Genomic DNA, 14,010 nt, shown 5'->3' with positions numbered 1-14,010 from the left:
AGTCTACCAGACTGCGGGCCGTGTTTCATCGTGTTACAAATTCTTACGAATGGTATCAATGGCCCCTTTCTCAAGCCGGGAAACCTGCGCCTGCGAAATGCCCACCTCAGCGGAAACCTCCATTTGGGTTTTCCCTTCGTAAAATCGCAGGGCCAGAATCCGCCGTTCCCGGTCGTTCAGCCGATGGAGAGCCTCCTTCAGAGCAATGTGGTCCACCCAGCTTTCGTCGGTGTTTTTTTTGTCTCGAACCTGATCCATCACGCACAGAGCATCGCCACCATCGGAGTACACCGGGTCGTAGAGAGAGACGGGGTCCGTGATGGCGTCCATGGCGAAGACCACCTCCTCACGGGGGATGTCCAGCGCTTTTGCAAGCTGTTCCACAGTGGGCTCTCGCTGGTTTTCCCCCACCAGCTTGTCCCGCATTTGAAGGACCCGGTAGGCTGTGTCTCGCATACTTCGGGACACCCGGATCGCGCTGTTATCCCGCAAATACCGGCGTATTTCGCCCACGATCATAGGAACTCCGTAGGTGGAGAAGCGCACCGGTTGGGAGATATCAAAATTATCAATGGCCTTAATCAGACCCACACAGCCCACCTGAAACAGATCGTCCGGGTTTTCGCCCCGGTTGGAGAACTTTTGGATGACGGAGAGCACCAGCCGGAGATTTCCCTCGATGAGAGCCTGTCGCGCCTCCCGGTCACCCACTTTTGTCCGGCGAAGGAGTTCCATGGTTTCCTCATTCTTAAGGACCTTCAGCTTGGATGTGTTTACGCCGCAAATTTCGACTTTTCCCTGCATGAAAGCCACCTCGTTACCTGATTTATCTTCGTGAATCAGTATTTCCGGTGGTGGATTTTCCTATACTGGAAGGTTTTGTCGAGACGGGGGAGAAGGACTGCGTCGCATAGGACATTCCCGGTTTAGCATATGTTTTAATTCAGGGAGGAGGCGTGCGCTATGGGATGCAGAATCAGGGATATACGGCGAAAAGAAGTCATCAATATCTGCGACGGTTGCCGGCTGGGCTTTGTAGGGGATGTGGAAATCAAATTGCCGGAAGGACAGGTGTGCGCCATCATCGTATTCGGACCGTACCGCTTTTTCGGACTATTCGGCAGGGGCGAGGAATACTACATTCCTTGGGAGTGTATCCAGCGAATCGGGGACGATATCATTCTCATCGACAAGCCCTTTCAGCGGCGGGACCCGGCTATGGAGCGCAAACGGCGGCGATGCTGAAACTTTGGAATGTGCAGCATGAAAAATATTTGGTTTATTCACCACTTGCAATTTTTGTTGAAGTAACCCATAATTAAATGGAAAAATTTTCACAAATTTCAAAAAATAAAACCTTGGAAAACCGTATTGCGGGTTACGAAAGAGAAAGGACAGAAAACAGATGATAAGAAAAACAGACCGTAAGCTTCGCAAAAAAGAGAAAAGAGGAAGTGTTTCAATTCGCAGGGATCTGTTTTCAAAGATGCTGCTGCTGGCGCTGATTCCTCTGCTGCTGATGGCAGCCTTGCCAGGCTATGTGAGTTACATTGGCGTGAATCAAACGGTGGAGCACATGATGAAGGAGCTGTCGCAAACCAGTGCAGAACTGGTGGGACAAAAGCTGACGGCTGTGAAAAATATCGCCACCGACCTTGGCTATCGGACGGAGCTGAGCGACGAAACAGCGGACCCAGCGGTTTATGCCGCCGTCATTACCCAATGCGTGAATGCATACGACCTTGAGGGGGGCGATCTGCTGGATGCCAGCGGACAAAGCCGCACCGGAGGTGGCAGCTATGCTGACCGGGAGTTTTTTAAGCGGGCGCTGGCCGGGGAGACGTACATTTCCGACCCGGAGCTGAATCAGGCCGCAGGCAGCTTGACGATTTATGCGGCCGCTCCCGTTCGTCGGAGTGACGGTGGGATTTCCGGCGTGGTGTTTCTAAAAACGCAGCAGACATTCCTCAACGACATTATGGCCGAAATCAAAATCAGCGAAGGTGCCACCACCTATATGCTGAATAAAGACGGATTTACGATTGCCGACCCGGACATGGACACGGTTTTAAATGCCGAGAGTACCATCCGGGATGCGCAGACCTACTCCAGCCTGCGTGCTCTGGCCGCTATGGAAACGGACATGACCCAGGGAAAAAGCGGCTTTGGACGGTATACCTACGGCGGGGTGACCAAATATCTGGCTTATGCTCCGGTGAGCGGAACCGACGGATGGAGCCTTGGCGTGTGCGCGGTTGTAAAGGATTTTATGAGCACGACTTATGGAACTATGCTGCTGTGTGTGGGGCTGCTGGTACTGGCCGCCGTGGCGGTAGTTCTGGTATCCAACCGGACGTCTGGAAGCATTGGCGGCGCTATCACCGCCTGCACCCAGCGCCTGGAGCAGCTTGCTCAGGGCGATTTGAGCAGCGATGTGCCAAAGGTTGTCCGGCGGGATGAGACAGGCCGTCTTGCCGCCGCCACCGCCACCATCACAAACTCGGTTTCAGGCATCATCCGCGATCTGGAAACGGTGCTGGAGAAAATCGCCTCGGGCGATTTCACGGGTCAAAGCAAAGCTTCCGAGCTGTACGCCGGGGATTATACTCCGCTGTTGAAAGCGGTGGAAGATCTGCGCCGCTTGCAGGGACAGACCCTTGGCAGAATTGTGCTGGCGGCGGATCAGGTTTCCGATGGCGCGGACCAAATTTCCTCCGGGGCCCAAATTTTGTCGCAAGGGACGACGGAGCAGGCGTCTTCCGTAGAAGAGCTGGCCGCATCTCTTCAGGAGATTTCCGCCAATGTGCGGAACACCGCAGATCATACCGTCACCGCCAGTGAGCGGGTGCAACAGGCCTATGGTCTGATGAAAGAGTGTGACGCGCAGATGCGGGGCATGGAGGATTCCATGGGCGAAATCAATCAGAATTCCAGTGAGATTGGAAAAATTATCAAGACTATTGAGGATATCGCGTTTCAAACCAATATTCTGGCCCTCAACGCTGCTGTGGAGGCGGCCCGGGCCGGTGAAGCGGGCAAGGGCTTTGCGGTGGTGGCCGACGAGGTGCGGAATCTGGCGGGTAAATCTGCCGAGGCGTCCCGAAGCACTTCGGAGCTGATTTCCGCCGCCGTTTCCTCCGTCGAAAAGGGGACGCAGGCCATGAACTCCACTGCGAAAGCCATGGAGCGACTGCGGGAAAACTCCGCTGCTGTGGCGGACATCGTCCAGAAGATTTCCTCTGCCTCCGCACAGCAATCCGCTTCTTTGGAGCAGGTGTCTCTGGGGGTGGAGCAGATTTCCTCCGTGGTGCAGAATAACTCCGCAACCAGCGAGGAAAGTGCCGCCGCCAGCGAGGAGATGTCTGCGCAGGCGCAGATGCTCAAGGAGCTGGTGGGACAGTTCAAATTTATCGATGGAGAGCAATCACCCGCTCCGGCGGAAGAGCGCCCTGTCCGTCTGGCCCAGAGTGAGTCCTTGGCAGGCGGCGCGGCTTCCAAATATTGAGTTTTGGAAGAGAAACGGCCGCAAAATACAAAGAAACGGAAAAATCCCGGGGAATCCCGGGGTTTTTCTTCCTGTTTTCATAAAAAGCCCTTGCGCTGCGAAGAATCCTGTGGTATCATATTACAGCATTACACATGGTGGTGGACTGTCCGTCTGTGTTTCCGTTGGAAACTGGCGGATGGGATGAAGCGCCAGAGGGTAAACTAAATTTATATTTTGGAGGAACACAACCATGGCAAATTCTAGCATTGTATCCATGAAATCCCTGCTGGAGGCAGGCGTCCACTTCGGGCATCAGACCCGTCGGTGGAACCCCAAGATGGCTCCTTATATTTATACCGAGCGCAACGGCATTTATATCGTGGACCTGCAGAAGACCGTCCGCAAGCTGGAAGAGGCGTACAACTTTGTCCGTGATCTCTCCGCCAGCGGCAAGAACCTGCTGTTTGTGGGCACCAAGAAGCAGGCCCAGGACGCCATCCGCGAGGAGGCCCTGCGCTGCGGCCAGTATTATGTGAATGCCCGCTGGCTGGGCGGCATGATGACCAACTTCAAGACCATGCGCACCCGCGTGGACCGTCTGCATCAGCTCAAGTCCATGCAGGAGGACGGCACCTTCGATATGCTACCCAAGAAGGAAGTCATGAAGCACCTGGGTGAAATCGCGAAGCTTGAGAAGTATCTGGGCGGCGTGGAGAACATGAAGACTCTTCCCGGCGCGCTGTTTATTGTGGATACCCGCAAGGAGCGCAATGCCATTGCCGAGGCCCACAAGCTGGGCATCCCCGTGGTGGCGATTGCCGATACCAACTGCGATCCCGATGAGATTGATTACGTCATCCCCGGCAACGACGATGCCATCCGCGCCATTAAGCTGATCTCCTCCATTATGGCCAACGCCATGCTGGAAGGCCGTCAGGGCGAGCAGATGGAAGACGCTGCCGTCGAGGCTTCTGCGCCCGAGTCCGCCCAGTAAGACGACTTCCGGGCACGGGTAAATCTAATCATCAAAATTGGAGGAAAATCGAAGATGGCTATTACAGCTACTGACGTAAAGAACCTGCGCGAAATGACCGGCGTGGGCATGATGGACTGCAAAAAGGCTCTGGCTGCCACCGACGGCGACATTGACAAGGCGGTTGAATGGCTGCGTGAAAAGGGCATGGCTGCTTCTGCGAAGAAGGCTGGCCGTATCGCCGCCGAGGGCGTTGCTCTGGCGGAGGTAATTGACGGCGTGGGCGCTCTGGTAGAGGTCAATGCCGAGACGGACTTCGTGGGCAAGAACGAGAAGTTTGTGGACTTCGTCAAGGGTGTTGCCGCCACGGTGGCAAAGCAGAATCCCGCTGATCTGGACGCGCTGATGGAGTGCAAGTACGATGGCAGCGATCTTACCGTCACCCAGCAGCAACAGGAGATGGTGCTGGTTATCGGCGAGAACATCAAGGTCCGTCGGTTCATTCGCTTTGCCGAGGGCATCTCCGTTCCCTATGTCCACGCAGGTGGCAAGATCGGCGTGCTGGTGAACTTCAAGACTGACCTGCCCGCCGAAAAAGTGGAGGCAGTGGGTAAGGACGTGGCTATGCAGATTGCCGCGCTGAATCCCCGTTTTTGGGACAAGTCCGAGGTTTCTCAGGAGATTCTGGACGAGGAGATGAAGATTCTCGTTGCCCAGATGGCAAACGATCCCAAGATGGCTTCCAAGCCCGACGCGGTGAAGGAGAAAATTGCCTCCGGTAAGCTGAACAAGTTCTACGAGGAAAATTGCCTGCTGCAGCAGGAATTTGTGAAGGACGGCAGCATGACCGTGGAGAGCTATATCGCCGCATCCGCAAAGGCTCTGGGCGGCTCCATCACGTTTGTCTCCGCCGCCCGTTTTGAAAAGGGCGAAGGCATTGAGAAGAAGCAGGAGAACTTTGCCGACGAAATTGCTTCCATGGTGAAGGGCTGATTTCTTCGCGGAAAACAGTTTTATAGCGATAAGCGCACGGCGTCAGGAGCTTTTCCTGACGCCGTGCTTATTTTGAGTTTGAATCTTTCCTTTTTAAGTGCGCCGGGACGGTTTCCGGTGCGCTCACTTTTTTTTACGGGAAGCATAGACTGGACTGAAAGAAATTTTCTTTCATAGCTACTTAAATAGGAGGTATTGCAATGCCTGAAAAGATCATGCCCGGACCTGTGGATGACTCTCGCTGCATCCGCGAGGCGGTTTGCATTCACACCAAGAAAATTTTTGACTCGTGCAAAGAGAGACAATGAGCAGTTTTGAAGAAATCAATTAAAAGAAATCACAAAGAGTGATATCAAGGTGGAAGTCTGCGGGCTTCGTCTTTTTCTTCTTCGTGTAAATAACTTGAGAGATTACAGAATGCAGCAATTCTTTTTTGCCGGAGACTGAGGCGCTTTGATAGCGCTCCAGAACAGTCTTCAGTTGAGAGAGTTGCTTTTCTTCGTTTCTGGACTGGGTAATGTGAATTTCCTCTTCGAGAGAGGCAATGGAAGCTTTCAGTTGGTCTTCCTCTTGCGCAAGAACCTGCATACGCTCAGAAAAAACGGCACGGGAATAGGTTCCATCTTCCAATAAAGAATACAGACGGTTGCGGCGATCCTCTATTCGGGGAAGCTGCTCTTTGGACTTTGTAAGAATCTGCTCAAGGTGGGAAGTGTCTGGAGGTACCTGACTGGACACGCGAATCTCCAGATTGTGAGAGAGTTCCACGAGCTGGCGCAGGACTGCTTGCTCTACATAGTCGAATTTCGCTCCGGCGCAACAGCCCGGAGTGGGGCAGAGAAGATAGGCGACGCCTTTGCGTTGTCCCATCATGTTCATTTTGCGCCCGCAGTTAGAGCAGAAAACCAAACTGGCCAGAGGACTGGCGACAACCTTATTGTCTACATAAAAATAGTTTTTCTCACGCTCTGCGCGTACTGCGTCCCACAGCTCCTGAGAGATAATGGGAGGATGGCGGCCGTCGATAAGTATCCATTGGTCACTGGAGTTATAGACTACCTTTTTTTTGCGACTTGGGCCGACGCCGGATTTAACAGTGGAGGTTCGGTTCCATCGAATTTTCCCAATGTAGACCGGATTGTCCAGAATGATGCGGATGGTGTTTCGGTTAAATCGTGCCCCGCGCCGACCGTGTGCGCCCAGAGCATTAACCCTCTGCTCTATGATGGTACAGCCCATGCCGCTTGCGTACATCTCAAAAATCTGACGGACAATTTCTGCTTCCTTGGGAATAATCTTCAGACTTGGGAGCTTGTCAATTCTGCAACGCTCGTATCCATAAGGGGTATTTGCCGCATAGGCGCCGCTGTTGATTACTTGCATCAGACCGCGGCGGAGGCGCTTTGTGATAAGTCGGTACTCGCCCCTGGAAAGAAAAGTTTCCATTTCGGCCGACTGCTCGTCAAGCTCTTTTGTGAGGTCGTAGAGACGCTCCGGGGTAATGATCAGTGTCTCGGAAAATTTAAAGGTATCTAAAATTAGCCCCTGATCGTACATACCGCCACGGCCGAGACGTTGCATATCAATGCAGAGAACGGCTTCATAGCGCCCGTTGGAGACAGCTTCCAGCAGCGATAACATCTGCGGGCGGGCAAACAGACTCTCTCCGGAGACAACTTCCTGATAAATGTCATCGGGGCCGATTTGAAGACCGGCTTTCTCGGCGTAAGCATCCAGAAGAGTGCGGTGCTTGCGCAGCGTCTCTTCTGTATTCATGCCTTGCTCTTCGCGGGATTTTCGCAAGTACATAGCGGTGCGGACATATCGGCCCGTACGCTTATATTCGTCAAGGGTTTCGCGTTTCATGGTGCACCTCTATTTCTCCGGGTTTCCGCGCAACTGTTCGGAAACCATTTTCAGGCATATTTTCAAAAGGTCCTTTGCACTCTGCTCTGAAAGCGCGTCTATTATGGAATTACGCTTTTCAGCATCAGGCTCGAACATAATTTGCATTGCCTTTTGGGATGTAATCATATCCTACCTCCTAAGAATTGATATACAGCGGCTTAGAGGCCAGAACAAGTTGGCCAATCAATTGCTCCGGATGGCTGGACCAATACGAAGCATCACAAACGAGAATAAGTGTCTTTCGGGCGCGGCTTACAGCAGTGTTGATCACCATTTTACCTTGGGTTGCAGACCGTACCGTATCGGTAAACCACTTATTATTTGTATCAACAACACTAAGGAACAGCGTATCCCATTCTCGCCCTTGGGATGCATGGACAGTCAATATTCTCCCGGATTTCTTTTCTTTGGGGAGAGCGGCGGAAAGAAGAGAAATCTGCCTGCGATAGGGCGAGAGAATCGCGTAATCTGAAATTTGGTTGAGTGACAGGAAACGCTTTACGGCATTCACCTCGGCTTGGCTGCTTCGGGGTGTGTCAGTTGACTGTGCGGGCGCGTCCAGACAATAAATAGATGTGCCATCATCAGATGCACTGTGAAAATTAGGAGCATAAACATAGGAAGCCAAAAGTGAAGCCAGTGAATTTCCAAACCTAAAAGTGGCAGTGAGATTATATTTTTGCATTGTAAGAAATGGCGGCGGAACAGTTTCCAAATAGTCAGTAAGAAGTTGCTGGAGATTGCCCGCAGAAAATACAGTTTCCGCATAGAGCGCTGACTGCGCCCAGAGAAATACACTCTCTCGGCCTTCTGACTTGAAATGCTGATTGTTCATCTCACATACAGGCGGAAGCTGCATATGATCACCGATAAAAGTTACCGGGACACCGAGAGAGAAAATGGGCATGGCTTTAATCAGAGACGCATAACCTGCCTCATCCATGAAAGCCTGCTCGGGGGAAAAAGAACCAAGGCCATCAGGAGAAAAAGCAGCAAGAAAGCGGTCAATGGTGCAGGCCACTACCTGCACCGTTTCTAAACGGGTGTCTGTGCTGTTTTCATCGAGAGCGGAAAGCTTCTCTGTGCAAGCATCATATTCCTCCTGAACAGCCACATCCGTCAAGTTCTGATACCCAAGGTACGGCTCGCCCTTAACACGGAGTTGCGCTTGAAAAAAATAATAAACCTCTTCAAATTTTGCGAGGCATTCTGAACTATCAGAAAAGTCCAAATTATCAATGGCTTTCTGGAAGCTTGGCCAGAAAGAAGCCAAAGAGGAGATATCCCTCTTTTTATCACATATTTGATCGTATGCAGATTGTTCTTTTTCAAGAGCGGCAAATCTAGCCTGATCCATACCGGACAATTCTGCTTTCAGCCCTTTTTCGGATTCAATCAATTCTCTCAGCTTTGCTTCTTCATTGGAAAGCAAAGCGATATATTCATTAGATGAGGATACCTGAAAAAGTTTTTTTAAGCGGAAGGTGAGAGAGTTTGCTATAACTTCTTTTCGGTGAGCGGTTGAATCTAAAAGCCGGTTAATATTGTCCTGAATAATAGCCAATCTGGCACGGGTTGAAGCAGAATTCCTGTTAAGGTCTTCGGCGGAAGCATGGTATTGATATATTAAATTCACAAGTTCAAAAATCTCACCGATTCGGGTTGTGATCTCTGAAGATGCACAAGCAAAATCTGCGGTATAGCGCCGAAACAGCAGGCATTTTTTCAAAATGTCCTGCTGTTTTGTCAACTCCGCAATTTTACGCTCCGTATCGATAAACTCGCAGATTTCGGGATACTCTAAATAAAATTGCGCGGATGGAATTCCGAGACGGAGAACTTTATTTGTGGGAATTTGCTGCTCAATTAAAGCCGGAAGAACGCCGCACAGCATCTGATCCAGCGCGTTATTCGTGGGGGCCAGAAGGAGAACCTTTCGATCTGGGCTGTCCAGAAGGTAGGAAAGAACGCAGTTTGCCAAAACGCAACTGGTTTTTCCTGTGCCGGGTGCACCCCAGATATAAGTAAATGGGTGACTGAGCGCTCCATTCACGGCATCTCGCTGTTCATTTGAAAGATCCCTTTCATGCGAGACAAAGGAGGGAAAGACAGTAGGGGAGAATTTGCACGGACCAATCTGATCACCAAACTGCTGATACCATAAGCCCACACGTTTTACTAAAAATTTCAGGTCAGATATGACAAGGAGCTGCTCTGGAGAGAGCGAAGCAAAGGCGGCGGCTAACGTATCAAGTGGCCGCACTTTCAGAACGGCTGTTTTTTCCCCATAATCAACCGGGCGAATTTCAAAAGAAGAGTAGCGTTTTCCGAAAAAATCAAACATTAGTTCAGATGGGTCCAGACCGGAGGAAAGTTTCGTAAAAAGCTGCAAATGGAAGAAGGGGCCTTTTTGTTGGATGGATTGAACAGCAATAGTGGCTACACCTTTTCCGTTTTCATCCAGATAATGATAATAGGTTTCTGCGCTGTTCATGGCGTGCTGGCGGAATTCAGAGGGTGTCAAGAAATCACATCCACTCATGGTTATTCATCTTCTGCGATAGGCGGGAAATCTATGTAGATCATCCGGCCGACTCGCCGGATATTGTGGGGGTAACGGCTTTATACTCGCGGAGGATGTAAAATACATCCTCCTTTTCTTTTGGGGTAGCGCTGCGGAAGCGGGCTATTAAATCCTGTTCCTCGGGAGCGAGAGAAGAAATGCTGGGAGTTTGGCGATTTAGTAAGTAATCCACAGAGACGTGGAAGTAATCAGAAAGTTTCCGCAATGTGTCAGCCTTGGGTTCTCCACCAGCCTTCCATTTGGAAGGACTTCCAGCGCTGATTCCCAATTCATCAACCACATTGGTAATCTTTTTACCTTGCATAGCACAGAGATTTAAAACGATATCATAAAACATAAAGCCTCCTGAATAAACACACTTTTGGAATTTGAAAATAATCGAATCACTTGCCTTGTACTCTCCGAGCGAAGAGTAACGCAATAAAAACATCTCAATATATGTATAGCATTGCCAACTAGGTATTGCTATTTTTGTATAATGCGCTGAAAACTTCCTAAAATGATTTTTATACTTGAAAAACTCACTTTAGGAATATATGATATCAATAACAGGATACAACATAACCCAAGATTACACGGAAAAACGACAGCCGTCAAGAGGAGGTACCAAAAAATGTTAGGAGAAAATTTGAAAGCCCTGCGGAGCCGCCGGGGCGTGACGCAGAAGATGCTTGCAGAAAGCATTGATGTGACCCCGGCGCATATCAGCGCCATGGAAAACGGCGTGAAAATCCCCAGCGCCGCACAGGTGGCAGTGTTTGCAGAGGTGCTGGGCTGCACAACGGACGCGATCATTTTGGGGACAGGACTGGAGCTGGCGCAGGAAAAGGAACTGATTGAAAAGTTCCGTGCGGCATCGCCCGAGGAGCGGGAAGCGGCGCGGGCTGCGCTGGAGAATCGGGGGGTGGGCGCATGACGGAGCTTTCATCACGGGAGCTGGAGCTTTTGCGGCAGTATCGGGAAGCCACGCCAGAGGGAAAGCGCAAGGTGCAGCAGATGCTGGAGCGCGCGATTCGGCGGCGGGAACTGCGCCAGAAGGACGAGCGGAAGACCACTCGGACGTAACGCATAGGACAACCCGGAGTATCAATAGGATGCAGGGAGGTGACGTTGCATGGAAAAGGCTTTTATTACAACGGAATATACGGTGGACTTCGGGCCGAAAAACGGTGTTGCTCATGTGACGGTGCATGATCCCTGTATGACGGAGGAGGCCAGACGGCGGCGGCAGGATGCCATTGTGGCAAAGTGTAAGGAACTGATGAGACGAGGCCTAATGTAAAAAACAAAGGAGGGAACGGCGTGATGTACCCCAAAAGCGTGTCCGCGCGGAAGAGCGCGGTGAAGAAAACCAAGCGCAAAGCAGACGTTCCCCGCGTGTGCTGGCGGTGCGGCCGGAACGGCTGCGCGGACCCGCTGGACAAGCACCACATTTTCGGTGGGGCACTGCGGAAGAAGTCGGAGCAGTACGGGCTGGTGGTTTACCTGTGCAACAACCGCTGCCACGAGAACGGGCCGGAGGCCGCGCACCGCAACCCGGAAACCATGCAACAGCTTCACGAATACGGACAGCGAAAGGCCATGGCGGAAAACGACTGGACCACAGAGGACTTTATTCGGGAGTTCGGAAGAAATTATTTGTGAGGGGGCAAGGATATGCCGAAATGGAAGCGCCTGGACATGAGCAGGGCGGACGGGCATCCGAAAGTTGGTTGCCTGACGGCGCTCAGGCTGATTCCGAGCCGTGGACGCGCCGCCTATTTAGGCAGGGTGAGATACGACGTTGGCACGTTTAAAAGAGACGAGCGGAGCGACAGCCGCAAGCTGTGGTGGCATGGTGACCGGGGCGTGGATGATGTTGGGGGAATGAAAAAGCACTATGACATCTGGTGGCTTCCGGTGGCAGAATTTGATGGAGGGAACGTTTTATGAGCCAGAAATCAGAAAAATACGCCCGCGACATGGGCCGCAGGCTGGACCGACTGGAAACAACCATGACGGACGTTTTGGGCGAGACTGCGGGCATTTGGGAGCTGCGCCGTAATGCTGCCAACCGGGCAAGGCGGGAAGCACGGCGCGCGGACCGGTGGCGCTGCACGGCATGGCTGGCCATGATTGCGCTGGTACTGTCCCTGTGCCTGACACTCAAGGTGAAAGCGGACGCCGCATCGGTGGGGGAGTCTCCTATTGAATCTATTCCCATTGTGGCGGTGGCGCAGGAGGACTTTGAGAACGAAAAGATTGAAGCGGCTTTGCTGGAATGCGCCAATGTGATTGAGGACTGCACGGTGACATGGTACACCTCGGACACCTGCAACAAACAGCCGGGGGACCCGGCCTATGGCATTACATATTCCGGGCTTACATGGAACCCGCGCCGGTGAAAGCGTCAAATTCAAAAATTGAGGATGAAGCAGCGTAGGAGATGCACCGTGCCGGAAAAACGGATCGGGAGCATGGCAAACCTTGAAAACGATAAAAAGACGGCAGTAGGGAGCGGTCATGGAATTATGCGAAAAAAAGCACCGCCCCGGTGTACAAGACCGGGGACGGCATAGCTACTCAACGGCAACATGAGATTATGTTTTTATAAATTTGCCCACAGGCAATCTTAGGGCCTGAATCTCCAGATGGCTGCGTCGTGAAATCATCCCGATTCCTATGGATTACTACGGTTTTTCCTACAATTTCGTCTACAAAAAATCTGTTTGTAAAGACCGTCATGAACGCAAAGCCCTGATTTCCGAAAAGCGGAGGAAGATCGCCTGCGTGGTCCGGGTGCAAACAGTTCCTCGGATTGTAGTGCCCGCCCGTATCGGCAAACGGGTCTGTGGCATTCCCGGCACATACGGCGCCCTCGTGGATATGGAAGCCGAAGACCCCATCTCCACAGGGACCGTTCTCACACGGTAATCCTGTTACTTCTGCTGCGACAAGAACCCCAGATTTTGTCTGATAAAACCGGACAATTCCGCGAATTTCGGGATGCGTCATGCTTCCGTTTATTTGTGCACAAGCAGTTGGTGATTGATTGTAATTTATGATATGCACTGCCATATCACCCCTTGATATCTTATGAAAAGAAAGTGGAAATGACACCAAATCGCAACGGGAGGAAAGAGGGATTTGCGTGGCTCCGGCAGCTAATGGAGGCAGAAAAGAAAAACCGCCTCGAAAGGCGGCTTCTCTCACGGCGTTGCATCTCCCACGGAACCGTCTCCCTTGAGCTCGTGGAAGACCTTGTTGGGATAATCGCTTCCATCCTCAATGATCGGGCGGGCTTTTTCGTGTCCATGCTTCGCTTTGCCTTGGATTTGCGGAACGGGGGGGACTTCATTTTTGGGGAAATGCGAGATATGGTTGCTCTCTGTGCCATGCGGCTCCTTAGGGTCAGGACGGCGCATACCTGCTTTGGCCATCAATATCACCTCTGCGATAGGGTGCCACAAAAGAATAAAATCATGTAGCGCAACCTAGGGAGAAAAAAGGAACCGCCCTGATTAAGGGGCGGATTCTCCTTCATCTACGATCTGCTGAAGCACTGCAATAAGATCGTATAGATTATTAAGTTGAACATTGCGGGAAAGAATCTCGTTTTTTAGATTAACAGACAAGGATTCAAATTGTTTGTTCAATTTCGGACTTACATATGACATTGAAACACCTCAATATGCTAATTATTTTTTAAAAGTCTTGCATCGAGCTCTGTTGCCGAATCCGCAGTTATCGTTGTACTTGCAGTTAGAGCTAGTATTGCTGAACTATTTGAAATTATGCAATTGCCATTTTATAGCTTTCCGAGTGTATTGGAAGATTTCCGCGTACAGCGATATCTATGGTAAAATCCGAAAAATTGAATCCAGCGAGACGCTGACGGATGGGCAAAAGCGGGAGAAGGTACGGGAGGCCAAGGCGATTTTGAACGGAATTCAAAAAAACGCGCTGGGCACAGTGGAAGTTTATCAAGATACTGTCTCAAAAAGCATCTGAAGGGAACCTCGGACGATGCGGTGGATACCGCCTACCGGGAGGCGAACCGGGAATGCTTCGGCGCGGAGTATGCCT

Annotated in this window: 18 protein-coding genes; 11 read left to right on the top strand and 7 right to left on the bottom strand. The window is 51.4% G+C overall.

Annotated elements, in window-relative coordinates; genetic code table 11:
• Window positions 1-33: 33 nt before the first annotated feature.
• Complete coding sequence (gene sigG, locus RT018_RS14525; RefSeq protein ID WP_312943044.1) at window positions 34-804, bottom strand: RNA polymerase sporulation sigma factor SigG; 771 nt, start codon at window positions 802-804, stop codon at window positions 34-36.
• 159 nt (window positions 805-963) lie between these two features.
• On the opposite strand from sigG, the gene RT018_RS14520 reads away from it, so the two are divergent.
• The 4 genes from RT018_RS14520 to tsf all read left to right on the top strand — a co-directional run bounded on the left by RT018_RS14520 (window position 964) and on the right by tsf (window position 5,453).
• Window positions 964-1,245: a YlmC/YmxH family sporulation protein gene (locus RT018_RS14520; protein WP_312943043.1), complete on the top strand. Its 282-nt coding sequence runs from the start codon at window positions 964-966 to the stop codon at window positions 1,243-1,245.
• A 160-nt stretch (window positions 1,246-1,405) separates the two neighbouring features.
• On the top strand, window positions 1,406-3,505 hold the full coding sequence (locus RT018_RS14515; protein ID WP_312943041.1) for a methyl-accepting chemotaxis protein: 2,100 nt from the start codon (window positions 1,406-1,408) through the stop codon (window positions 3,503-3,505).
• Between the two features lie 232 nt (window positions 3,506-3,737).
• Entirely contained in the window at window positions 3,738-4,481 is a 744-nt protein-coding gene (gene rpsB / locus RT018_RS14510) for a 30S ribosomal protein S2 (protein WP_312943040.1), read from the top strand.
• Window positions 4,482-4,535: 54 nt separating this feature from the next.
• Complete coding sequence (gene tsf / locus RT018_RS14505; RefSeq protein WP_312943039.1) at window positions 4,536-5,453, top strand: translation elongation factor Ts; 918 nt, start codon at window positions 4,536-4,538, stop codon at window positions 5,451-5,453.
• 327 nt (window positions 5,454-5,780) lie between these two features.
• On the opposite strand, the gene RT018_RS14500 is transcribed toward tsf, so the two are convergent.
• From RT018_RS14500 to RT018_RS14485, 4 genes are read right to left on the bottom strand one after another with little or no spacing between them, the layout of a single operon-like run.
• A complete protein-coding gene (locus tag RT018_RS14500) occupies window positions 5,781-7,319 on the bottom strand; it encodes a recombinase family protein (protein ID WP_312943038.1) in 1,539 nt (512 codons plus the stop codon).
• Between the two features lie 9 nt (window positions 7,320-7,328).
• Entirely contained in the window at window positions 7,329-7,487 is a 159-nt protein-coding gene (locus tag RT018_RS14495; protein WP_312943037.1) for a hypothetical protein, read from the bottom strand.
• 10 nt (window positions 7,488-7,497) lie between these two features.
• Window positions 7,498-9,903, bottom strand: a complete 2,406-nt coding sequence (locus tag RT018_RS14490; protein WP_312943036.1) for an AAA domain-containing protein — start codon at window positions 9,901-9,903, stop codon at window positions 7,498-7,500.
• Between the two features lie 40 nt (window positions 9,904-9,943).
• Window positions 9,944-10,282 carry a helix-turn-helix domain-containing protein gene (locus RT018_RS14485; RefSeq protein WP_312943035.1) on the bottom strand — a complete coding sequence of 113 codons (339 nt, stop codon included), beginning with the start codon at window positions 10,280-10,282 and terminating at the stop codon, window positions 9,944-9,946.
• Window positions 10,283-10,558: 276 nt separating this feature from the next.
• Here RT018_RS14485 and RT018_RS14480 point away from each other — a divergent pair, with 276 nt between their 5' ends.
• Genes RT018_RS14480 through RT018_RS14455 form a run of 6 tightly spaced genes read left to right on the top strand, consistent with a single transcriptional unit; the run spans window position 10,559 to window position 12,329 of the window.
• Window positions 10,559-10,861 carry a helix-turn-helix transcriptional regulator gene (locus RT018_RS14480; protein ID WP_312943033.1) on the top strand — a complete coding sequence of 101 codons (303 nt, stop codon included), beginning with the start codon at window positions 10,559-10,561 and terminating at the stop codon, window positions 10,859-10,861.
• Entirely contained in the window at window positions 10,858-11,010 is a 153-nt protein-coding gene (locus RT018_RS14475) for a hypothetical protein (protein WP_312943031.1), read from the top strand. The genes RT018_RS14480 and RT018_RS14475 overlap by 4 nt, the downstream gene beginning before the upstream one ends.
• Window positions 11,011-11,059: 49 nt before the next feature.
• On the top strand, window positions 11,060-11,227 hold the full coding sequence (locus RT018_RS14470; RefSeq protein WP_312943029.1) for a hypothetical protein: 168 nt from the start codon (window positions 11,060-11,062) through the stop codon (window positions 11,225-11,227).
• A gap of 23 nt (window positions 11,228-11,250) precedes the next feature.
• Entirely contained in the window at window positions 11,251-11,589 is a 339-nt protein-coding gene (locus RT018_RS14465; protein ID WP_312943047.1) for a hypothetical protein, read from the top strand.
• 12 nt (window positions 11,590-11,601) lie between these two features.
• Window positions 11,602-11,877, top strand: a complete 276-nt coding sequence (locus tag RT018_RS14460) for a hypothetical protein (RefSeq protein WP_312943027.1) — start codon at window positions 11,602-11,604, stop codon at window positions 11,875-11,877.
• Window positions 11,874-12,329: a hypothetical protein gene (locus RT018_RS14455; protein ID WP_312943026.1), complete on the top strand. Its 456-nt coding sequence runs from the start codon at window positions 11,874-11,876 to the stop codon at window positions 12,327-12,329. Before RT018_RS14460 ends, RT018_RS14455 begins: the two co-directional genes overlap by 4 nt.
• Window positions 12,330-12,507: 178 nt before the next feature.
• Here RT018_RS14455 and RT018_RS14450 read toward each other — a convergent pair whose 3' ends face one another.
• Entirely contained in the window at window positions 12,508-12,939 is a 432-nt protein-coding gene (locus RT018_RS14450; RefSeq protein ID WP_312943046.1) for a superoxide dismutase family protein, read from the bottom strand.
• Window positions 12,940-13,133: 194 nt separating this feature from the next.
• Complete coding sequence (locus tag RT018_RS14445) at window positions 13,134-13,364, bottom strand: hypothetical protein (protein WP_312943048.1); 231 nt, start codon at window positions 13,362-13,364, stop codon at window positions 13,134-13,136.
• 382 nt (window positions 13,365-13,746) lie between these two features.
• On the opposite strand from RT018_RS14445, the gene RT018_RS14440 reads away from it, so the two are divergent.
• Window positions 13,747-13,935, top strand: a complete 189-nt coding sequence (locus RT018_RS14440) for a hypothetical protein (protein WP_312943025.1) — start codon at window positions 13,747-13,749, stop codon at window positions 13,933-13,935.
• Window positions 13,936-14,010: the final 75 nt, after the last annotated feature.

The sequence above is a fragment of the Oscillibacter sp. genome, assembly GCF_032060045.1.
Taxonomy (GTDB): domain Bacteria; phylum Bacillota; class Clostridia; order Oscillospirales; family Oscillospiraceae; genus Oscillibacter.
This window is presented reverse-complemented; position numbering and strand designations above follow the sequence as displayed.

Bases quoted from the DNA above. Each gene is read 5' to 3' on its own strand.
- sigG (WP_312943044.1), bottom strand. From the start codon at position 804: ATGCAGGGAAAAGTCGAAATTTGCGGCGTAAACACATCCAAGCTGAAG.
- RT018_RS14520 (WP_312943043.1), top strand. From the start codon at position 964: ATGGGATGCAGAATCAGGGATATACGGCGAAAAGAAGTCATCAATATC.
- RT018_RS14515 (WP_312943041.1), top strand. From the start codon at position 1,406: ATGATAAGAAAAACAGACCGTAAGCTTCGCAAAAAAGAGAAAAGAGGA.
- rpsB (WP_312943040.1), top strand. From the start codon at position 3,738: ATGGCAAATTCTAGCATTGTATCCATGAAATCCCTGCTGGAGGCAGGC.
- tsf (WP_312943039.1), top strand. From the start codon at position 4,536: ATGGCTATTACAGCTACTGACGTAAAGAACCTGCGCGAAATGACCGGC.
- RT018_RS14500 (WP_312943038.1), bottom strand. From the start codon at position 7,319: ATGAAACGCGAAACCCTTGACGAATATAAGCGTACGGGCCGATATGTC.
- RT018_RS14495 (WP_312943037.1), bottom strand. From the start codon at position 7,487: ATGATTACATCCCAAAAGGCAATGCAAATTATGTTCGAGCCTGATGCT.
- RT018_RS14490 (WP_312943036.1), bottom strand. From the start codon at position 9,903: ATGAGTGGATGTGATTTCTTGACACCCTCTGAATTCCGCCAGCACGCC.
- RT018_RS14485 (WP_312943035.1), bottom strand. From the start codon at position 10,282: ATGTTTTATGATATCGTTTTAAATCTCTGTGCTATGCAAGGTAAAAAG.
- RT018_RS14480 (WP_312943033.1), top strand. From the start codon at position 10,559: ATGTTAGGAGAAAATTTGAAAGCCCTGCGGAGCCGCCGGGGCGTGACG.
- RT018_RS14475 (WP_312943031.1), top strand. From the start codon at position 10,858: ATGACGGAGCTTTCATCACGGGAGCTGGAGCTTTTGCGGCAGTATCGG.
- RT018_RS14470 (WP_312943029.1), top strand. From the start codon at position 11,060: ATGGAAAAGGCTTTTATTACAACGGAATATACGGTGGACTTCGGGCCG.
- RT018_RS14465 (WP_312943047.1), top strand. From the start codon at position 11,251: ATGTACCCCAAAAGCGTGTCCGCGCGGAAGAGCGCGGTGAAGAAAACC.
- RT018_RS14460 (WP_312943027.1), top strand. From the start codon at position 11,602: ATGCCGAAATGGAAGCGCCTGGACATGAGCAGGGCGGACGGGCATCCG.
- RT018_RS14455 (WP_312943026.1), top strand. From the start codon at position 11,874: ATGAGCCAGAAATCAGAAAAATACGCCCGCGACATGGGCCGCAGGCTG.
- RT018_RS14450 (WP_312943046.1), bottom strand. From the start codon at position 12,939: ATGACGCATCCCGAAATTCGCGGAATTGTCCGGTTTTATCAGACAAAA.
- RT018_RS14445 (WP_312943048.1), bottom strand. From the start codon at position 13,364: ATGGCCAAAGCAGGTATGCGCCGTCCTGACCCTAAGGAGCCGCATGGC.